18 protein-coding genes, 1 other RNA gene and 1 pseudogene are annotated in these 19,864 nt (G+C 42.8%); 15 read left to right on the top strand and 5 right to left on the bottom strand.

All coding sequences use genetic code 11. The annotated features are described in order from the left end of the window. Positions 1-225 precede the first annotated feature (225 nt). Positions 226-851: pseudogene (locus tag V7K89_RS24080) on the bottom strand (Uma2 family endonuclease). 87 nt (positions 852-938) lie between these two features. Beyond that, entirely contained in the window at positions 939-2,030 is a 1,092-nt protein-coding gene (gene aroB / locus V7K89_RS24085; protein ID WP_335191647.1) for a 3-dehydroquinate synthase, read from the bottom strand. 312 nt (positions 2,031-2,342) lie between these two features. Here aroB and petL point away from each other — a divergent pair, with 312 nt between their 5' ends. The 11 genes from petL (at position 2,343) to ssrA (ending at position 10,522) form a co-directional block, all read left to right on the top strand. Beyond that, positions 2,343-2,438 (top strand): cytochrome b6-f complex subunit PetL, encoded by a 96-nt coding sequence (gene petL, locus V7K89_RS24090; protein ID WP_334907096.1) that lies wholly within the window; start codon positions 2,343-2,345, stop codon positions 2,436-2,438. A gap of 270 nt (positions 2,439-2,708) precedes the next feature. Continuing rightward, on the top strand, positions 2,709-3,149 hold the full coding sequence (locus tag V7K89_RS24095; RefSeq protein WP_334907134.1) for an ATP synthase subunit I: 441 nt from the start codon (positions 2,709-2,711) through the stop codon (positions 3,147-3,149). 60 nt (positions 3,150-3,209) lie between these two features. Continuing rightward, positions 3,210-3,971 carry a F0F1 ATP synthase subunit A gene (gene atpB, locus V7K89_RS24100; protein WP_175586935.1) on the top strand — a complete coding sequence of 254 codons (762 nt, stop codon included), beginning with the start codon at positions 3,210-3,212 and terminating at the stop codon, positions 3,969-3,971. 148 nt (positions 3,972-4,119) lie between these two features. Continuing rightward, the gene (atpE, locus tag V7K89_RS24105; RefSeq protein ID WP_334745764.1) at positions 4,120-4,365 is read left to right on the top strand and encodes an ATP synthase F0 subunit C; all 246 of its coding nucleotides are present in this window, start codon (positions 4,120-4,122) and stop codon (positions 4,363-4,365) included. Between the two features lie 186 nt (positions 4,366-4,551). After that, positions 4,552-4,983: a F0F1 ATP synthase subunit B' gene (locus V7K89_RS24110; protein ID WP_104907880.1), complete on the top strand. Its 432-nt coding sequence runs from the start codon at positions 4,552-4,554 to the stop codon at positions 4,981-4,983. Between the two features lie 262 nt (positions 4,984-5,245). Further along, on the top strand, positions 5,246-5,815 hold the full coding sequence (locus V7K89_RS24115; RefSeq protein WP_335191649.1) for a F0F1 ATP synthase subunit B: 570 nt from the start codon (positions 5,246-5,248) through the stop codon (positions 5,813-5,815). After that, entirely contained in the window at positions 5,812-6,366 is a 555-nt protein-coding gene (atpH, locus tag V7K89_RS24120; RefSeq protein ID WP_335191650.1) for an ATP synthase F1 subunit delta, read from the top strand. The genes V7K89_RS24115 and atpH overlap by 4 nt, the downstream gene beginning before the upstream one ends. Before the next feature lie 155 nt (positions 6,367-6,521). Further along, on the top strand, positions 6,522-8,042 hold the full coding sequence (gene atpA / locus V7K89_RS24125) for a F0F1 ATP synthase subunit alpha (protein ID WP_335191652.1): 1,521 nt from the start codon (positions 6,522-6,524) through the stop codon (positions 8,040-8,042). A gap of 216 nt (positions 8,043-8,258) precedes the next feature. Next, entirely contained in the window at positions 8,259-9,206 is a 948-nt protein-coding gene (locus V7K89_RS24130; protein WP_335191654.1) for a F0F1 ATP synthase subunit gamma, read from the top strand. 94 nt (positions 9,207-9,300) lie between these two features. Next, a complete protein-coding gene (locus V7K89_RS24135) occupies positions 9,301-10,065 on the top strand; it encodes a class I SAM-dependent methyltransferase (RefSeq protein WP_335191656.1) in 765 nt (254 codons plus the stop codon). Positions 10,066-10,131: 66 nt separating this feature from the next. Next, positions 10,132-10,522, top strand: a transfer-messenger RNA (tmRNA) gene (ssrA, locus tag V7K89_RS24140). A gap of 159 nt (positions 10,523-10,681) precedes the next feature. Here the strand turns inward: ssrA and V7K89_RS24145 are convergent. After that, positions 10,682-10,894, bottom strand: a complete 213-nt coding sequence (locus V7K89_RS24145) for a hypothetical protein (protein ID WP_335191658.1) — start codon at positions 10,892-10,894, stop codon at positions 10,682-10,684. Between the two features lie 163 nt (positions 10,895-11,057). Continuing rightward, positions 11,058-11,516, bottom strand: coding sequence for a helix-turn-helix domain-containing protein (locus tag V7K89_RS24150; RefSeq protein WP_335191660.1), 459 nt, complete (start codon positions 11,514-11,516; stop codon positions 11,058-11,060). Between the two features lie 1,113 nt (positions 11,517-12,629). Here V7K89_RS24150 and V7K89_RS24155 point away from each other — a divergent pair. From V7K89_RS24155 to V7K89_RS24170, 4 genes are all read left to right on the top strand, one after another. Then, complete coding sequence (locus V7K89_RS24155) at positions 12,630-14,348, top strand: diflavin flavoprotein (protein WP_335191662.1); 1,719 nt, start codon at positions 12,630-12,632, stop codon at positions 14,346-14,348. Between the two features lie 159 nt (positions 14,349-14,507). Next, positions 14,508-16,220, top strand: a complete 1,713-nt coding sequence (locus V7K89_RS24160; RefSeq protein ID WP_335191683.1) for a diflavin flavoprotein — start codon at positions 14,508-14,510, stop codon at positions 16,218-16,220. 490 nt (positions 16,221-16,710) lie between these two features. Then, positions 16,711-17,784 (top strand): TIGR03032 family protein, encoded by a 1,074-nt coding sequence (locus V7K89_RS24165; protein WP_335191664.1) that lies wholly within the window; start codon positions 16,711-16,713, stop codon positions 17,782-17,784. Positions 17,785-18,171: 387 nt separating this feature from the next. Next, the gene (locus V7K89_RS24170; RefSeq protein WP_335191666.1) at positions 18,172-18,351 is read left to right on the top strand and encodes a hypothetical protein; all 180 of its coding nucleotides are present in this window, start codon (positions 18,172-18,174) and stop codon (positions 18,349-18,351) included. 40 nt (positions 18,352-18,391) lie between these two features. Here V7K89_RS24170 and V7K89_RS24175 read toward each other — a convergent pair whose 3' ends face one another. Further along, positions 18,392-19,684 (bottom strand): dicarboxylate/amino acid:cation symporter, encoded by a 1,293-nt coding sequence (locus V7K89_RS24175; protein ID WP_335191668.1) that lies wholly within the window; start codon positions 19,682-19,684, stop codon positions 18,392-18,394. Positions 19,685-19,864 lie beyond the last annotated feature (180 nt).

Below are 19,864 nucleotides of genomic sequence, written 5' to 3' on the forward strand. Positions count from 1 at the left end.
ATCACAGGAGTAAGGTTTCATTCTACAGGCACTTAGACGTTGATATACTCCATCATCCCATACTGTATTGCACTCAAGCAGGAACTGCTATATTAGTACAATACAGCTACCATCTAAATTAACCAGATAAGTTGCTCAAGCAACTGGTTAAATTTAAACAAATCTTCTGCCACTTGAAGTTTCGATGGATGTTGAAAGCAAGAGAATTGTGCTAGATGTAAAGTGCTATTCAGTAGTAAATGGTATTTTCGCCTTTTGAAACACCTGCTCAACAGTAAATTGCAGTCCCTTAAATAAAGAATCTGTGAGTAATTCTTCTCCCATATAAGTTTGTGGTGCTGCATCTGCATAAAAAACAGTAATGCTTCTGGCTTTGCTATCTAATACCCACACCCGCAGTACCTTAGCATCTAAATATAGCCACCATTTGTCCAAAGGTTTGTCCCGGTGAGAGAGTCGCAGTCTTGGCGGTTTCCGTCGATTGTGAACTCTCGAACCCAAAGGGCGAAATAATCTCATATCACCAAATCAGGAGGAACAGGACAAGCTTCGTTTTCATCCCAGTCTGCGGGTAAACGTTTATAAGAAATATACAAAATATCTGGAATTGGCATCCAATCTTGCTCCTGACGGGTCAATGCAACAGACCATTCAGGGCAAACTTCTCCTTTTCCCTCACACGATTGCTCAATCAAATTGAGAAGGACACGCGTAAGTTTTGCGTGAAAAAATTTTGGTGACATCTTAGGAATTGCTTGACCATCAACAAGTTCGTAGGTGATATCTCCCTCGCCTGGTGGAAGATTCAAGAACTCTTGCAAGGTTAATTGATTCTTAGCTTGGAGTATCAAGGCTCATTAATTCGTAATTCGTAATTAAAGGACAGAGCAACTAAGTTTTATTCTGACTCCTGAATCTTGAATTATTCTTCAAATTGTTCACATTCCTCGCAATACTTGCCGAATAATATCCGATGGCACTTCATCGGTAACTGTCACTACACCAATCTCTGTTGGTAAAACAAACCGCACTTTCCCCGCTTTGACTTTCTTATCTAATTGCAACGCCTCAATAATCGCTTCAATATCTACCCCATCTGGTAATTGAGTCGGTAAACCCGTTTTTTGAATTAAAGCATTTTGACGTTCTGTATCTTCCTTTTGCCACAGTCCCAAATCCACAGCAATTTGACCAGCTGCTACCATACCAATAGCTACCGCTTCACCGTGATTCACTAAACGATAACCAGTCAAACTTTCCACTGCGTGACCGATGGTATGACCATAGTTAAGAATTGCGCGTAATCCGCCTTCTTTTTCATCTTTGCCAACAACATCAGCTTTAGCTTGACAAGAACGCGTTAATATGTCTGTTAATAAGTCAGGTTTAACATAGCGGAGTTGGTCGAGGCGTTTACTTGCTTCCAACTGGGAAAACAATTCGGCATCCCAAATCACACCGTACTTGATGACTTCTGCCATCCCTGCTCGAAACTCACGCATAGGTAGAGTTTTTAACACATCTGGGTCAATCAAAACCAAGCGCGGTTGATGGAATGCCCCAATTAAGTTTTTACCGTGAGGATGATTCACACCAGTTTTGCCGCCAATTGCCGAATCTACCATTGCCAACAAAGAGGTAGGCACTTGGACAACATTAATACCGCGTAGCCAAGTTGCAGCCGCAAAGCCAGTCATATCGCCAATTACACCTCCGCCCAAAGCTACCATCGTAGAAGAACGTTCTAGGCGGTTTTCCAAGGCGATATCGTAGAGTTTTTGGATGGAATTGAGGGTTTTGTAGCGTTCTCCAGGTGGTAGAGTGCAGCTAGCAACTTCAAATCCAGCAGATGTCAGGGATGTAATTGCTCTTTCCCCAAAATGCTTAAAAATCGTCGGATTAGAAACCAGCAATACCTTCTTGCCCAGCTTGAGACTGGCCATCTGTTGACCCAATTGCTCTAAACTTGAAGGTGCGATCGCAATTTCATAAGACTGCTCTGGTAGATTTACATTAATTACAGAAGTCATTGCCCAACCCCAAACGAGCGCCCGTGGGCTGTATTGTATCGCAATCTAGAAAATGGGCATAGGAAATTAGGGATTGGGGATTGGTAAGAACCAGGAAAGTAGGGGGAGAAGTTGCAGTAACTATTTCTCTTCTACCCCATGCCCTTCAGGAGTGCTGAGTGCTGAGTGTGGAATCTCAGTTCTTTACTCTAAGCCGAGGAACTCGAAACGGGCTAAACGCCCCGCTGACGCTAACGGAACTATTTTGCCCCATGCCCAATACCCAACAACTAATGATTCAATAGATTTAGGAAGTATTCTGGAGAGCAATAAATGTTTGCAATTGTATCTTATATCGTCTTCTTGGGTTTATTCTTTGGCTTAGCTGTAGGTTTGCTGTTCGGTCTGCGGACTGCCAAAATAATTTAATTCGAGAGGTATATTCAACCCAAGACTCTTGTGGGGCGGGTATCTTGCCTGCCCTCTATTGATCAATATCCTATAAAACCTTTACTTTTTACCAAGTTCGCCGAGGTGTACTTGGTAAAAGTACTGTGGGCTTTAGTCTGTCGGTACTTACTCTCTGAATGTTGACAAGAAGTTAATTGTTTTTTCCTAAAGTATTGTTACCGCATCGTGATATGATTCAGCTGACTGAATGTGCAGTCATCATATTTAACTGTACTGGTTTCAAGTCCCGTGAGCTTGTCTGACGAATCAATTGCGCCCACTCCGACAACGCAACAAGATGCTAAAACTGGTTCTGAAGACACAGAATCAGGTAACTCCATGCAAGAGTTCTATCAACTCTTCCAGCGATTGTTGGTAATCACGCTTGTCTTGACGGGGGTTATTTTTATCTCTGTGTGGATTTTTTATTCCTTAAACATTGCCCTAAATTATTTAATTGGGGCGTGTACAGGTGTGGTTTACTTAAAAATGTTGGCTAGAGATGTTGAGCAGCTCGGTAGTGAAAAAACCAGTCTGAGCAAAACTCGTTTTGCTCTGTTTATTGGAATCATGATCGTGGCAACTCGGTGGCGTGAGCTACAGATTCTGCCCATTTTTTTGGGATTTCTAACTTACAAAGCTACGCTCCTCGTCTATATGGTGCAAATTGCGTTCATTCCTGATTCTTAAAAAGTCAGGCTCACAAAGATAGTAATCCCATCCTCGCTCGTTGGGGAAAATGCTTGAAGAATGCAAATGCTTAGTGTCTTAAACGCCTTTAATTCTTTTCCCCTCGCCGAATTAGAAGTAGGTCATCATTTCTACTGGCAGTTGGGCAATCTTAAAATTCATGGGCAAGTTTTTCTCACCTCATGGTTTGTGATTAGTATTCTAGTAGTGGCTTCAATAGCTGCTACTCGCAACGCACAAAGAATTCCCAAGGGCATCCAAAATTTGATGGAATACGCCCTAGAATTTATTCGCGATTTAGCCAAAAACCAACTCGGTGAGAAAGAGTACCGCCCTTGGGTGCCATTTATTGGCACATTGTTCTTGTTTATTTTCGTATCGAACTGGTCAGGTGCGCTAATTCCCTGGAAGCTCATCAAGCTACCTTCAGGTGAATTGGCAGCTCCCACCAATGACATCAATACGACTGTTGCATTGGCACTGCTGACCTCTTTAGCGTACTTTTACGCAGGTTTTAGCAAACGGGGTTTAGGCTACTTTAAGAAATATATAGAGCCAACACCTGTTTTGTTGCCGATCGCAATTCTAGAAGATTTCACCAAGCCTCTCTCCCTAAGCTTCCGGCTATTTGGTAATATTTTGGCGGATGAATTGGTAGTAGCGGTGTTGGTGCTGCTAGTTCCTCTATTTGTACCTCTGCCTGTAATGGCCTTGGGTTTATTTACCAGTGCCATTCAAGCCCTGGTTTTCGCCACCCTAGCCGGAGCATACATTCATGAGGCGATGGAGGGGCATGGTGGAGATGAACATGAGGAGCATTAAACTTCTCAGTTGATAGCACAGTTCCCAGAGCATATTTGCTCAAAACATCGCAAAGCGCGATCGAAGAACTCATGTGCAGCGTGAAAACCACGTTTCTAATCGTTAACGTAATGTCTGTTAGTTTGTAATCAAAGCAAGGAAAATCAACATGAATCCATTAGTTCAGGCTGCTTCAGTTCTCGCTGCTGCTTTAGCGATTGGTTTAGCTGCAATTGGCCCTGGTATCGGTCAAGGAAACGCTGCTGGACAAGCAGTAGAAGGTATTGCTCGTCAACCTGAAGCAGAAGGAAAAATTCGCGGTACTCTGCTATTAACCTTGGCTTTCATGGAATCCTTGACTATTTATGGTCTAGTGATTGCCCTGGTATTGCTGTTTGCTAACCCCTTCGGCTAATACCTGAAAATTTTTGTGAGTGTGGAGACGTGAACCATCACGCCTCTACAATCGAAACGTTTTGGGTATCTTAAATAGAATATCTAATGTTCAGTTGACCCTTATTGGCTATGGGTCTCTAAAATATCAAAGGTTGGATGATGTTGCTAGCCACGAAAACTGCTACTCCAGCCAAAGAGGAGACAAATGTTTGATTTCGATGCTACCTTGCCCTTCATGGCATTGCAATTCCTGCTCTTAGCAGCTTTGTTGAATGCAATTTTCTATAAGCCACTGACCAAGGTACTAGACGATCGCGATAATTATATCCGAACGAATACCTTGGAAGCCCGGGAGAGCTTGGCTAAAGCCGAGCGCTTGGCTACCGAATACGAGCAACAACTTGCAGATGCTCGTAAACAATCGCAAGCTACCGTAGAAGCAGCTCAACTAGAAGCTAAGAAAATTACTGCCGAGAAAATTGCTGAGGCCCAAAAGGAAGCTCAGACTCAACGAGAACAAGCTGCTGTTGAAATAGAACAACAAAAGCAGGAAGCTTTTCGCACCTTAGAGCAACAAGTTGATGCTCTAAGCAGGCAGATTCTAGAAAAACTATTGGGGCCAACTCCAGTTAGATAAACTAACTAAAATGGTTCTGTGAAAGCATACGTGCAACTGGTCCCTAGTCCAGAGCGCTTAATTAAGTGTCAAAAAAAGGCACTTTTTCCCTTCTGGGGAAAGATACTTAATTTCCTTTCGAGGAAAAGATACTTAAATTTCCTTCGGGAAAGATACTTAATTTACCTTCCTGACAAAGATAATTAATTTCCCTTCGGGGAAAGATACTTAATTTCCCTTCGGGAAAATACAACGTATTAGCAAGCGAGCAGCGCACTTGTAAATGGGTATCATGGGGACATTCTTATTATTTGCCGCAGAAGCGAACGCTGTTCACTCTGAATTGGCAGAAGGCGCAGAAGGTGGTTTCGGTCTAAACGTAGACATTTTTGAAACCAATCTGATTAATCTAGCGATTCTGATTGGCATATTATTCTACTTCGGACGTAAAGTTTTAAGCAATATCCTGAACGAGCGACAATCCAATATTGCCACTGCAATTCAGGAAGCAGAAGCGCGCTTAAAAGAGGCAAAGACTGCCCTTTCCCAAGCGCAAGAGCAATTGAAGCAATCTCAGGCAGAAGCAGAACGTATCCGCCAATCTGCCACAGAAAACGCCCAAAAGACGAAAGAAGCCTTGTTAGCGAAGGCAGTGCAAGACGTAGAACGCTTGAAACAAACAGCAGCAGCAGATTTAAACACGGAAACTGATCGAGCGATCGCTCAACTGCGGCAACGGGTAGCTACACTAGCATTGCAAAAAGTCGAATCGCAACTCAAAAGCGGGATTGCCGACGATGCTCAACAAGGTTTAATTGACCGCAGCATCGCACAACTGGGAGGCAATGTATGACAAGTCAGGTAGCGGCAATCGAAATAGCCCAACCTTACGCACAGGCACTTTTGTCAATAGCGCAATCAAAAAATTTGACAGAAGAATTCGGGGAAGATGCGCGTACTCTCCTGGGGTTGCTCAAAACAGACAAACAGCTACACAACTTCTTCAGCAACCCGTTTATTCAGTCTGAGAACAAAAAAGCTCTGATCAAACAAATACTCGGTGAAGGTTCTAATTCCTACTTACGCAATTTTTTGCTAGTACTGGTAGATAAACGGCGGATTGCATTCTTGGAAGAAATTTTTCAACAGTATCTGGCGCTGTTGCGGCAGCTGAATCAAACCGTATTAGCGGAAGTAATTTCAGCCGTTCCCCTCACAGAAGCTCAACAGCAAGCAATCATCCAAAAGGTCATCGCCATCTCAAATGCTCGCCAGGTAGAACTAGAAACCAGGATAGACAGCGAGTTAATTGGCGGTGTGATCATTAAAGTAGGCTCACAGGTAATTGACGCTAGTATCCGGGGTCAATTACGCCGCCTTTCATTGCGCTTAACTAATAGTTAGAAAATTGGGACTGGGGACTGGGGGCTGGGTACTGGGGACTAGGAAAAAGATTATAATCATAAATTCTTTCCATCCCTAATCCCCAGTCCCTAATCCCCAGTCCCTAATCCCCAGTCCCTTTTACTTTTGTTCTCGAAAGCAAAAAAGATAGACACATGAGCATATCAATTAGACCTGACGAAATTAGCAGCATTATCCAACAACAAATCGAGCAATACGATCAAGAGGTCAAAGTTGCTAACGTTGGTACCGTTCTTCAAGTTGGTGATGGTATTGCCCGGATTTATGGTCTGGAAAAGGCTATGTTTGGGGAACTTTTGGAATTTGAAGATGGCACAATTGGCATCGCCCAGAACTTAGAAGAAGACAACGTGGGCGCGGTGCTGATGGGTGAAGGGCTAGAAATTCAAGAAGGTAGTTCTGTAACAGCTACTGGTAGAATTGCCCAGATCCCAGTAGGAGAAGTTCTAATTGGCCGAGTTGTAGATGCCTTGGGTCGTCCTCTCGATGGTAAGGGAGACATCAAATCCCCAGACAGCCGTTTGATTGAATCTCCAGCACCCGGTATCATTGCCCGTAGGTCTGTACACGAACCTATGCAAACGGGTATCACAGCTATTGACTCAATGATTCCCATCGGTCGTGGTCAACGGGAATTGATTATTGGCGATCGCCAAACTGGTAAAACTGCGATCGCGATCGACACCATTATCAACCAGAAAGAAGAAGATGTAATTTGTGTCTACGTTGCAGTTGGTCAAAAGGCTTCCACAGTCGCCAACGTGGTACAAACATTGCAAGAAAAAGGCGCGATGGATTACACCGTCGTCGTCGCCGCTAACGCCAGTGACCCAGCAACCCTGCAATTCCTAGCTCCATACACAGGCGCAACTATTGCTGAGTACTTTATGTACAAAGGCAAAGCTACCCTGGTAATTTATGATGACCTCTCCAAGCAAGCTCAAGCTTATCGCCAAATGTCACTACTGCTACGTCGTCCACCCGGACGCGAAGCTTACCCCGGAGATGTATTCTACATCCACTCCCGCTTGTTAGAAAGAGCTGCAAAGTTGAGTGACGAATTAGGTAAAGGTAGTATGACCGCCTTACCAATCATCGAAACCCAAGCTGGTGACGTTTCAGCGTACATCCCCACCAACGTAATTTCTATTACCGATGGTCAGATATTCCTCTCTTCTGACTTATTTAACGCTGGTATCCGTCCGGCTGTAAACCCCGGTATTTCAGTATCCCGCGTGGGTTCTGCGGCTCAAACCAAGGCAATGAAAAAAGTTGCCGGTAAGATTAAATTGGAACTAGCCCAATTTGACGACCTGCAAGCCTTCGCACAATTTGCTTCTGACTTAGATAAAGCCACTCAAGACCAGTTGGCACGGGGTCAACGGTTGCGTGAACTCCTCAAGCAGCCACAAAATTCGCCACTCTCGGTATACGAACAAGTAGCAATTTTATACGCTGGTATTAATGGTTACTTAGATGATGTGCCTGTAAATCAAGTAACTAGCTTTACAACAGGTCTACGTGAGTACTTAAAGACTGGAACAACCCAGTATGCTCAAGGAGTACAAGCATCTAAAGCACTAGGTGATGCAGAAGAAGCTGCCTTGAAGGAAGCACTTACCGAATACAAAAAGACCTTCAAAGCAGCAGCGTAATAGAGTGCTATTAGCGGTAGTGGGGCGTTAAGCCCGTGCTGAGTGCTGTTAGCGGAAGCGGGGCGTTTAGCCCGTGCTGAGTGAAAAGAGGAGTCAAGAGTGAAGATATATGAGCATGATGCTTACAAGTTCTCACATTTCCAATTCCTATGAAGCTTGGCATTCAGCACTTTCTATCACTCAGGACTCAGAACTCAGGACTCAGAACTTACAGTTATGGCCAATTTAAAAGCAATACGCGATCGCATTCAGTCGGTCAAAAATACCAAAAAAATCACAGAAGCCATGCGTCTGGTAGCTGCGGCTAGAGTGCGTCGGGCGCAAGAACAAGTGCTAGCAACTCGCCCTTTTGCTGATCGCTTGGCACAAGTATTGTATGGTTTGCAAAGCCGTCTGCGCTTTGAAGAAGCAAACCTACCACTACTGAAAAAACGCCAAGTTAAATCAGTTGGGTTGTTGGTTATTTCAGGCGATCGCGGTTTATGCGGCGGCTACAACAATAACGTTATCCGCCGTGCAGAAAACCGCGCCAAGGAAATCAAGGCAGAAGGTTTAGACTATCAATTTGTGATTGTTGGACGCAAAGCTACACAGTACTTTCAACGTCGCAATCAACCCATTGATGCAACTTACAGTGGCTTAGAGCAAATTCCCACCGCAGCCGAAGCTACTCAAATTGCTGACCAACTGCTTTCCTTGTTCCTTTCGGAAGAAGTAGATCGCGTTGAGTTAATTTATACCAGATTCGTTTCTTTGGTTAGCTCCCGTCCTGTAGTCCAAACCCTGCTACCCCTCGACCCGCAAGGACTAGAAGCAAACGATGACGAAATCTTCCGCTTAACAACTCGTGGCGGTCAATTTCAAGTCGAACGGGAAAAAGTGACTAACCAAGTCCGCACGTTGGCTCCTGACATGATTTTTGAGCAAGATCCCGTGCAGATTCTCGATTCTCTATTGCCCCTGTATCTGAGTAACCAGCTATTGCGGGCGCTGCAAGAATCGGCTGCTAGCGAACTAGCAGCGCGGATGACAGCCATGAGTAATGCCAGCGACAATGCTGGTGAACTGATTAACACTTTAACCCTGTCTTACAACAAAGCCCGACAAGCTGCAATTACCCAAGAACTCCTTGAGGTTGTAGGCGGTGCTGAAGCACTAACTTAGGGAATAGTTAATTGTTAGTTGCGATAATAGCTAATTGCTAATTGTTTTGAAATTAGCAATTGGCTATTTTTAGTATTTGGGAAATTTCAATTAAATGACATTGACGGCATATGGTTCCCTGTGTACCGAAGTTTATAACATCACCAAGCCCATTAATGGAGAGTACCCCGACGTTCCATACTACATTAGAAACCTTTCATCAATTGGTGGCAGAATTTTAGAGGCGATGGTGGGAACGGGACGACTACTCATTCCACTGCTAGAAGCTGGTATCAATGTTGAGGGTATTGATAGTTCACTGGATATGCTTGCTGCTTGTCGAAAGCACTGTGCTGACAGGAATTTAAATCCTGTTCTCCATCAAGGTTGTGTAGAAAAACTTGATATTCCTGGTAAATTTAGTGCGATTGCAGTTTCCTTCGGCTCATTCATGCTGCTAGAAAAGCGAACTGCTGCTGTGTCTGCTCTGCAAGCTTTTGCTCGACATCTGGAACCACAAGGGCGAATCTTTATTGATTTAGAATTGCCTATTGAAGATTTTAAGACAGAGAACATCGTCAAGCAGGCTTCGCCAATTGACTGCCCTGATGGATCAACAATCCTTTTACAATCTACATCTCAGATAGACTGGCTCAATCAACTTAACACGACTGTGATTCGTTACGAAAAGTGGAAAGATGGCAAACTCGTTGCTACAGAGTTACAAAATTTTCCTTTACATTGGTTTGGACGCGACGAATTTATTATGTGTCTACGGGAAAATGGTTACAAAGATATTACCTTATGCGCTAACTACATTGATGGTCTAGAGCCAAGTTCATATAAAGATACCCTGTGTTTCTCAGCAGTACTGGCATGAACCAAAAAATTTTGTCTATCAACACATTTCAAGAATTGCGTATTATAATTGAAATATAAAACGCATGGGTCCGTCACGGTTTCGACAGGTTGGCGAACGCTGCTCTGTGATTCAGGTCGAGAGTGAGTCTCCTCTCGAAAATCAAAGGCTCAAACAAAAAGTAAATGCGAATAACATCGTTAACTTTGCTCGTAAGGATGCTCTAGTAGCAGCCTAAAACACCTCTTACAGGTTCGAGCGTCTTTAGTTTGACTCCGTTAAGGACTGAAGACCAAACCCCAACGGATGCTCTAGTAAGCGTTCTCTGGTTGGCTTGCTAGCTAAGATTAAATCAGAGCATCCTACGTTCGGGATAATGAACGATTCCCGCCTTGAGGGTCAAATAGGCTAAACCTGTGAATGAGCGGGGGGTCAATACCCAATTTGGACAGCAGTTCGACTCTGCTCGGATCCACTAAAAATAAGTAACAAATCCACCTAAGCATTAAAGTTTTTGGTGGATTTTGTTTTCATAGGTGAATTTTGCAAATATACCAGACTAGCAGAAATTGCGGCTACGCAATCGCCTAACTATCTCAACAAATGGGTGTCAATCTCCGGTGCATTTTTCTGGAGATCATTCAATAAAGCGATCGCAGTTGTTAATTCCACGGCTAGGACTGACTGGAATATCTAGCAGGTAATTCTGAAATAGTTCTACGATAAAGTCTTTATCTTCATCCCCAGTGTAAGGCTGAATATAGTTGAGGAAGACAGCAAGGGCTTCTTGATCGTAAGCAACTCGTCCAAATTGAGAGAAAAACCGCATTACTTCCACAGAAACACCCATTGGCGCACCATCCAAATCTAAACGCGCCAGAATAATAATCTGCTTGGGCTATACCTTGCAATGCACCTGCAACTAAACGACAGCGATCGCGCATATTCAATGAATAAACAACGTAGCTTTCCAGTCTCAGTATTTAGTGAGGGTAGATGCAAAGCAGCTTCCGTTAACTAATGTTCTGTTTCTCGGATTGTTTGCGTGCGCTTCCAAACCTCCTCCCCCTTTTTTTCAGTACCCGTCGTAGTCGATCTGCACTCAAGTTTACTTGACGCTCAGATGCGAGTTTTTTTGCTAATTGTTTAGAGTTATAAGTCTCTGATTCTTGAGCCAAACAATTTTCGAGATAAACCAAATCTGATTCTGAATATCGAGGTTTTCCTCCTCGACCAGGAGCATCCCATAAACCTGCTAAACCCATTTTTTCCCAGCGATGAAGGGTTTGACGCACTGTTGAAATCGCCCAGTTTAAGCCTTTTGCAATTTGCTCATTTTTTAAGCCACGAGTATTCAGCAGTAAAACTTGAGCACGATCCTTAGTACGTTGAGGAACATCTTTGGCTTTTCTCAACTCTTCTAAAGTCAGCTTTTCTTCTTCTGTGAGAAACACTTTTAATCGGCATCCCATAAACAATAACCTTTTACACAATCAATTTTTGTCATTTTTGTATCTATTTACGTCTGTATACTGAATTACTTAGGTATTTCATCACACATTATAAAAGCTGAAATACAAGTATTAAGGATGTCGGCGTTTATAAAGCTACTACGCAATAAGTATTGGCTTGAGAACACTATCAAAGTTTGCAATTTTTCATCAACAATGGATTTTTATAAAAAGCTAGGCACATCGATATGACACCATTAACTTATATAGGCAAATTTATCCGCTCGCCTAAAGCTGTAGCCTATAGCTATAACAAGAAGAATTTGTTAGCGTTGTCTTGATTAATATTTAAAGTCGATAATAAAGGACTGTATCATTAAATTCCTGAGATTATGACTATGCTTATGGAGGTTTATCGAAACTTTAAGAATTATTTTTATGCTAGTTTCCATTTAGATAAGCAGAAATATATCTACAAGCCTAGTTCCTTTTTATTCAACTAGTCTTTGGGAATTTGTCTTGATTATCTCCTAAAAAATATCTCTTTTATTAACTTTACATAAAGTTTATAATTTATGCCACCATATTTTTTATTAAGACAACAATATATCCAATATCCATTGAATAAATTAATTTTAACAGCTTATTTGATGCTTTCTGGAAGTCTAATGTGGTTTGTCCTACTTTTCCCACCTTTCCTACCTTTCCTACCTTTCCTACCTTTCCTACTTTTCCTACTTTTCCTAATTAAGGGAGTACCCGAAAAACATAAATTTTTATCCTTGATAAATATATTTTATAGCAAGATTAAGTATTAAAAGTAATTTAGACTTAGTAGTTCGACCAGTAATCTAATATTATTTAAATTATGCTTGTTAAGTTAAAAAATATAATTAATATAATATTTTTGAATTAAGATAAAAGCAGAACAATCGGAAAAATAAATACTCAGTAAAATTTAGGAATAAGTTAATATTTAGTATATTTTTTGAGTTATATTTTTTGCTAAAAAATAGCAATAATTGATACAAGCTAGATTTTTCAGAAACTGATATTTATTACAACTTCAAATAAAAATAATAGAGACAATGGGGGTAGAAGAAAAACCTGTTAATTTGCGCTCGGAGACGAATAATGGTAGCGGTCGCAGAGAACATTCAACATCGGCTAACTATACAAACTGTAGAAATTGCCCCTAACACAACGGCGATTCGCTCTCTTGATTGGGATCGCGATCGCTTTGATATCGAATTCGGACTGCAAAACGGTACAACCTACAATTCATATTTAATTAGGGGCGAACAAACAGTTTTGATTGATACTTCTCACCAGAAGTTTCGCGATTTGTATTTAGAGACTCTCAAAGGTCTTGTCAACCCCAAAACAATTGATTACATAATTGTCAGCCACACAGAGCCAGACCATAGCGGCTTAGTAGAAGATGTCCTCCAGTTAGCTCCTAGAGCTACCGTCTTAGCCTCAAAAGTTGCACTTCAGTTTTTGGAAGGCTTAGTGCACGATCCTTTCTCGAAGAGGGTTGTAAAAACTGGCGATCGCATCGATATCGGCAAAGGACACGAAATGGAATTCGTGAGTGCGCCTAACCTGCACTGGCCGGATACAATCTTTAGCTTTGACCGCAAAACCCAAATTCTTTACACCTGTGATGCTTTTGGGATGCACTTTTGTGACGATCGCACCTTCGACGAAGATTTAGAAGCGATCGAAGCTGACTTTAGATTTTACTACGACTGCTTGATGGGCCCTAACGCTCGTTCGCTGCTGAATGCCATGAAGCGGATGGACGATCTTGGAAAGATTAATATTATCGCCAACGGTCACGGTCCATTATTACACCACCATCTAGATGTTCTAACTGGGTGCTACGAAAATTGGAGCCAAAAACAAGCAAAAGCAGAAACCACAGTTGGCTTGTTTTTTGTCTCAGAATATGGGTATGGTGAGCGCCTTGGTCACGCAATTGCCGAGGGTATACAAAAAACTGGCGTTGGGGTAGAAGTATTGGATCTGAGTACTGCCCAGAGCCAAGAAATCCAAGAACTAGCCGGGAGAGCCGCTGGCATCATTATTGGTATGCCCCCAACTACCTCCGCCGCCGCCCAAGCTAGTATCAGTTCGGTGCTAGCTGTCGCCAACAACAAGCAAGTGATTGGGTTGTTTGAATGTTACGGTGGGGATGATGAACCCATTGATACACTCCGCAGAAAATTTCTCGACTCTGGCATCAAAGAAGCCTTCCCAGCGATTCGGATTAGAGAAGCTCCCAGCGCATCAACATTCCAGTTGTGTGAAGAAGCGGGTAAAGACATCGGACAATTGCTGGTGCGCGATCGCAACATCAAGCAAATCAAGTCCCTTGATGTCAACATGGAAAAGGCTCTGGGTCGCATTAGCAGCGGACTATATATAGTCACTACAAAAAAAGATAATGTCTCAAGTGCAATGCTGGCATCCTGGGTAACGCAAGCGAGTTTGCAACCCTTAGGATTGACAATTGCCGTTGCTAAAGACCGTGCCATTGATTCCTTAATGCAAATAGGCGATCGCTTCGTCCTCAACGTTTTGGAAGAAGGCAATTATCAAGAACTCAAGAAACACTTCCTCAAGCGCTTGCATCCTGGTGCTGACCGCTTTGCAGGAGTGAAAACTCAAACTGCGAAAAACGGTTCGCCGATTCTAACTGATGCTCTAGCATACATGGAATGTGAAATACAGACCAGCATGGAATGCAGTGACCACTGGATTTTATACTGCACCGTCCAAGAAGGTCGTGTCTCCAAAAACGATGGATTGACAGCCGTTCGTCATCGCAAAGTAGGTAATTACTACTAAAGATTGGCTACTAGGGATTGGGTATTGGGGATTAGGGATTGGGAAAAAACAGTAGGTAGAAGATAGAAGTTCTTCTTGTCCCAGTCTCCAGTCCCCATTCCCCATTCTCCATTTCCAATTCCCAATGCCCAATGCCCAATTCTCCAACTTTTAACAGCTATGACCAATTCCAAGCCACGCGACGTACAAGTTTTACCAATTGCTACCAATACTAAAGCTATTAGAGCACGTAGTTGGTCACGTCTGCGGTTTGAAATTGAATACGCACTTGAAAGAGGTACTACCTCCAATTGCTATTTAATTGAAGCTGATAAAACCGCACTTATCGAGCCACCACCAGAAAGCTTTACCGAAATTTATTTAGAGGCATTGCGGCAGACTTTAGATTTACAAAGTTTGGATTATATAATCCTGGGTCATTTTAGTCCCAATCGAGTTGCAACCCTCAAAGCAATTTTAGAACTGGCACCACAGGTAACTTTTGTCTGTTCTCTTCCCGGTGCAAACAATTTGCGTGCAGCTTTCTTAGAGCAAGATTTAAATGTCTTGGTGATGCGGGGGAAAGAAACTCTGGATTTAGGCAAGGGTCATGTTTTGAAATTCTTACCCACTCCCAGTCCGCGTTGGCCGGAAGGACTTTGTACCTACGATCAGCAAACCCAAATTCTCTACACAGATAAGTTATTTGCAACTCATGTCTGTGGTGATGAAGTGTTTGATGATAACTCGGAAGCGCTTAAAGAAGACCAACGTTACTACTTTAACTGCCTGATGGCTCCCCAAACTCCTCATGTGCAAGCAGCTTTGGAGAAAATATCAGATTTGCAGGTGAGAATGTATGCTGTGGGTCACGGACCCTTGGTACGTACCGGCTTAATTGAACTTACCAAAGCTTATGGAGAATGGAGCCGTTCTCACAACGATCGCGAGATTTCCGTTGCCTTACTTTATGCTTCAGCTTACGGAAATACGGCGACTTTAGCACAAGCGATCGCTCTGGGACTAACTAAAGGTGGAGTTGCAGTCAAATCGATTAACTGCGAATTTGCTACCCCTGATGAAATTCGCATCAACCTCGCCCAGTCAGAGGGTTTTATCATTGGTTCTCCTACCATTGGTGGTCATGCGCCAACTCCGATTCATACTGCTTTAGGGATTGTGCTATCGAGTGGTGATAACAGCAAACTCGCTGGGGTATTTGGTTCTTATGGCTGGAGTGGGGAAGCATTTGACTTAATTGAAGGTAAACTCCGAGATGCTGGATATCGCTTTGGTTTTGACACCCTGAAGGTGAAGTTTAAACCTGATGATGTCACTCTCAAGTTCTGCGAAGAATTAGGTACAGACTTTGCCCAAGCACTGAAAAAGGCTAAAAAGGTACGCGTACCCCAACAAGCCGCTACTCCAATGGAACAGGCTGTTGGTCGAATTGTTGGTTCCGTTTGTGTGGTGACAGCGAAACAAGGAGAAGTGTCTACCGCAATGTTAGGCGCTTGGGTTTCTCAAGCCACTTTTAATCCACCCGGAATAAGTGTGGCGATCGCTAAAGACCGAGCGATCGAATCTTTAATGTATCCAGGCGGTAAGTTTGCCTTAAATATTCTACCTGAAGGTAATCATCAAGACTACATGAAGCATTTCCGTAAATCTTTCGCACCTGGGGAAGATCGATTTGCCAACTTTAGTACAGCAGTTGCAGATAACGGCTGTACTGTCCTCACCGACGCTTTAGCATATTTGGAATGCTCAGTCAACCAACGTCTGGAATGTGGCGACCATTGGGTTGTCTATGCAACTGTAGATGAAGGGAAATTACTCAAGCCTGATGCTGTTACTGCCATCAACCATCGAAGAACTGGCACTCATTATTAGATAGTGAGAAGTTTTACCTGACGAAATCGCTTTTGACAAAAACTATCTTTTTTATTAAGGGACAGGCAAGATGCCTATCCCATTTTTTTGTCTATATGCAGAGTAGATTCAAGCATTGGCAATACCTTGCAATGCGAATGCTTCCCCTTGCATTGTTAATGCGTCCTTTGACAATGCGAATGCTTCCCCTTGCATTATTAATGTGTCCTTTGACAATGCGAATGTTTCCCCTTGCATTGTTAATGTGTTTCCTTACAATAGCAATGCTTACTCTTGCATTGTTAATGTGTTTCCTTACAATAGCAATGCGTTCTTCTATATTAAAAACGCTATGCTTTTACACAAAACTGTACTAACAACTGTATCAACAGCGATCGCTCAGTGCAGCTAACGCAGCTTATATCCAATAAGAGCATCGAGTCAAAGATTTTTTCTGCCCTACAACGAAATTTTCATCGCCTAAACCCCATTATCAAGGAGTCTAAACCAAGTGAATTCCAGTGACAGCAACGTTGAGAAACCATCTTTAGAAATCAACGCTTCTCGCCAGTTTACCGCTTGGCTGTATGAGCAAAACCTTAGTTTGTCCTTCACTACCTATCAAGCGGGGAAATTATTTTTCATCGGCTTGCAACCAAACGGCAAATTGTCTGTATTTGAACGTAGCTTTGAGCGGTGCATGGGTTTGTATGCCAATGGTAACAGCCTCTACATGAGTTCCCTGTACCAACTGTGGCGATTTGAAAACATTATCCAACCTGGAGAAAACCACCAAGACTATGATGCTCTCTATTTGCCCCAGATGAGTTATGTGACAGGAGATTTAGATATTCACGATATTGCTTTGAGTAAAGCAGAAGAGAAAGATTCAACTTTACAAAAACTATTATTTGTCAATACTTTATTTAGTTGTTTGGGAACAGTCAGCCAAACCCACAGTTTCGTTCCCCTATGGCAGCCAAATTTTATTAGCAAACTAGCGGCAGAGGATAGATGTCACTTGAATGGGTTAGCAATGCAGCAAGAAAAACCCAAATACGTTACTGCTGTCAGTCAATCGGACGTAGCCGAAGGCTGGCGGGAGCATCGGGTCAATGGGGGCTGTGTTATTGACATAGAAAGCAATGAAATCGTCTTGCAGGGGCTGTCTATGCCCCATTCCCCACGCTGGCATCAGAGAAAACTTTGGCTGCTCAACTCAGGTACAGGAGAGTTTGGCTTTGCCGACTTAAAACGGGGAGTGTTTGAACCAGTTGCCTTCTGTCCGGGATATCTGCGCGGTTGTGCATTTTATGGCAACTTTGCAATAGTGGGAATTTCCCAACCCAGGCATAACAAGACCTTTAGCGGCTTGGCTTTAGACGAGAAATTGCATCAGAAAAACGTTGAGCCTCGCTGTGGGTTACTAGTGATTGACTTGAAAAGCGGCGATATTGTCCATTCTCTGAGAATAGAAGGGGTGGTGCTGGAATTGTACGATGTGGTAGCACTTCTGGGGGTACGTCGTCCAATGGCGATCGGGTTTCGTAGCGACGAAATTCGGCGGGTAGTAACGGTGGGATGAGCAGCAATTCAAAATTTAAGAGGAATCAACATTAATGGTATCTAATTTAGCAACAGTTATTACCATAGAACCAGTCTTTTCGTCTTCGTGAAACTGACTCTAAATTCATAAGTTAGTAACAGAAATTACAAGTTTGATTGTGTACACCCTTATCAACGTATCTGTAGCATAAATTTCGTGAAATGGTAGGTATGACTTTTTACAGGATGTGGAATCAGAAAAATGGTGTGTGCAATTTCAGTATTAAAGCGGAAACAACATAAATTCACTTGTCGAAATTCAGCAATTGCCACAAAGACAATTGCAAAAACGCAGGGTAGCCTTTAACTAGAAAAACAGTATCAGGCAATTGCTAGACAAAACTTTTATATTATTTTTGTTATTCTTATGACTCCAAAACACACTAAAATTAAATTTCCTCTTTGGCAGTATCTGAACCAGCCTTTATTTAGTCGGAATACTAAATTAGTTTTAAATCCCCAACGCTTTGTATTGATCTGGCGTCTGCAACTTTTAGAACGTTGCTGGACTAAAGAATGTGACGCCAAAGGACCTCAACAGCATTAGATATTTGAAAAGCTGCTGAACTCAACTAAAAGCTGGCAAACTAAGCCTCGTCTACAAAACGAGGCTTTTTGCCGTCAAGTAAAGCACTGACAGTCATATCTCCCATAACATTAATCGCGGTACGGCAACGATCCAAAAACCAGTCTACAGTAACTAGCAAAGCGATGTACTGGGTAGGTAAACCGACAGAAGTGAACACTAGTGTCATTGTTACCAGTCCTGCATTGGGAATATTTGCTGCACCTACAGATGCAAAAATTGAGGTAAGGATGACAATTAACTGCTGTGTCAGACTCAGATGTTGTCCAATTAGTTGGGAAATATACAATGCAGACATTGCTTCATAAAGGGCAGTGCCATCATTATTGAAATTTGCCCCGACTAATGACCCCAAGGCAGCAGAAGATTCCCTTAAACCGACTTTTGTTTGCAAGACCTCAAAAGTTACAGGCATTGCTGCTGCTGAGGAAGAAGTTGAGAAAGCTGTCAAAAAGGCATCAGAACCGCCAGCGAGGAATTTTAGTGGGTGAACCCAAGAACCAAATTTTACTCTGGTGAGGTAGTAACACGCTTGCAATACCAGTGCTAACAATACAGCTATGATAAATGCACCCAAAGATTTAAACGGTGTAAATCCCTGCATTGCAACAGTTTTAGCCACAATTCCAAAGACTGCGAACGGTACTAAAGCAATTACCCAGTTGAGGATACGGACTACCGCTTCAAATAAAATTCCGATGACATCCTCTATGGGCTGGAATCCATTCTTGCCTTGGGCGATTTGTTCAGATTTTAATCCCCGCAGGACGATGCCAAAACTCAGGGCAATCACAATCAACTGGATAACATTATTATCAACCAATGGCTTGAGGACGGCTTCTGGTACAGCATCTTTGAGTATTCCCCAAGGATCGAGACTCTGAGCAGTTATTGCTGTACTTGTTGAGGTGCTAACATTGCCCCAAGTCCCTGGACGCAGTATATTCGCTACCAAAAGTCCCACTAAAATAGCTACGGTGGTGTTGGTTAAAAGTAATACTGCTAACCGCCGTCCGGCGGTACCAGGGATATTGGTAGTCATCAAAGTATGCAGCACTGCTACCAGAATCAAAGGTGTAGCCAAAGCGCGGAGAGCCTTTAGCACCAATTCTGCCGGAATTGCTAAATTGTTGATTAAAGCGGCGTTGCTGGGATTGGGATTCCCCGCACCAAGGGCAATTCCAACGCTGACTGCTGCTATTAAAGCGATGAGAATTTGCAACGTGAGAGGGATACGCTGCCACCAAGGGCTAGCTTTGGTTTCAGGCGAAGTTGTTCTCTCTGTTTGACTCATTGGCTAGATACTGGTTAACTGCTGTAACTATTAAAACAACACTAATAATAGTAATAATTCCCGAAAAAGAACAGCTTTAATTTTGGTTAAAAACTGTTAATCTAAGATGCTGTTGCTTTGCAAAATCTGGCTCGAAAGGGTATACCACAAGGTAGGCCCCTAGAGATATCTTGGCTTGTG

The organism is Nostoc sp. (assembly GCF_036917515.1).
Classification (GTDB): domain Bacteria; phylum Cyanobacteriota; class Cyanobacteriia; order Cyanobacteriales; family Nostocaceae; genus Nostoc.

What these genes read in the sequence shown, in the direction of transcription:
- V7K89_RS24175 (WP_335191668.1), bottom strand. Translation starts at nt 19,684, where the DNA reads ATGAGTCAAACAGAGAGAACAACTTCGCCTGAAACCAAAGCTAGCCCT.
- V7K89_RS24130 (WP_335191654.1), top strand. Translation starts at nt 8,259, where the DNA reads ATGGCCAATTTAAAAGCAATACGCGATCGCATTCAGTCGGTCAAAAAT.
- V7K89_RS24115 (WP_335191649.1), top strand. Translation starts at nt 5,246, where the DNA reads ATGGGTATCATGGGGACATTCTTATTATTTGCCGCAGAAGCGAACGCT.
- petL (WP_334907096.1), top strand. Translation starts at nt 2,343, where the DNA reads ATGTTTGCAATTGTATCTTATATCGTCTTCTTGGGTTTATTCTTTGGC.
- atpB (WP_175586935.1), top strand. Translation starts at nt 3,210, where the DNA reads ATGCAAATGCTTAGTGTCTTAAACGCCTTTAATTCTTTTCCCCTCGCC.
- V7K89_RS24155 (WP_335191662.1), top strand. Translation starts at nt 12,630, where the DNA reads ATGGTAGCGGTCGCAGAGAACATTCAACATCGGCTAACTATACAAACT.
- atpA (WP_335191652.1), top strand. Translation starts at nt 6,522, where the DNA reads ATGAGCATATCAATTAGACCTGACGAAATTAGCAGCATTATCCAACAA.
- V7K89_RS24170 (WP_335191666.1), top strand. Translation starts at nt 18,172, where the DNA reads ATGACTCCAAAACACACTAAAATTAAATTTCCTCTTTGGCAGTATCTG.
- V7K89_RS24145 (WP_335191658.1), bottom strand. Translation starts at nt 10,894, where the DNA reads ATGGGTGTTTCTGTGGAAGTAATGCGGTTTTTCTCTCAATTTGGACGA.
- V7K89_RS24110 (WP_104907880.1), top strand. Translation starts at nt 4,552, where the DNA reads ATGTTTGATTTCGATGCTACCTTGCCCTTCATGGCATTGCAATTCCTG.
- atpH (WP_335191650.1), top strand. Translation starts at nt 5,812, where the DNA reads ATGACAAGTCAGGTAGCGGCAATCGAAATAGCCCAACCTTACGCACAG.
- aroB (WP_335191647.1), bottom strand. Translation starts at nt 2,030, where the DNA reads ATGACTTCTGTAATTAATGTAAATCTACCAGAGCAGTCTTATGAAATT.
- V7K89_RS24150 (WP_335191660.1), bottom strand. Translation starts at nt 11,516, where the DNA reads ATGGGATGCCGATTAAAAGTGTTTCTCACAGAAGAAGAAAAGCTGACT.
- V7K89_RS24135 (WP_335191656.1), top strand. Translation starts at nt 9,301, where the DNA reads ATGACATTGACGGCATATGGTTCCCTGTGTACCGAAGTTTATAACATC.
- atpE (WP_334745764.1), top strand. Translation starts at nt 4,120, where the DNA reads ATGAATCCATTAGTTCAGGCTGCTTCAGTTCTCGCTGCTGCTTTAGCG.
- V7K89_RS24160 (WP_335191683.1), top strand. Translation starts at nt 14,508, where the DNA reads ATGACCAATTCCAAGCCACGCGACGTACAAGTTTTACCAATTGCTACC.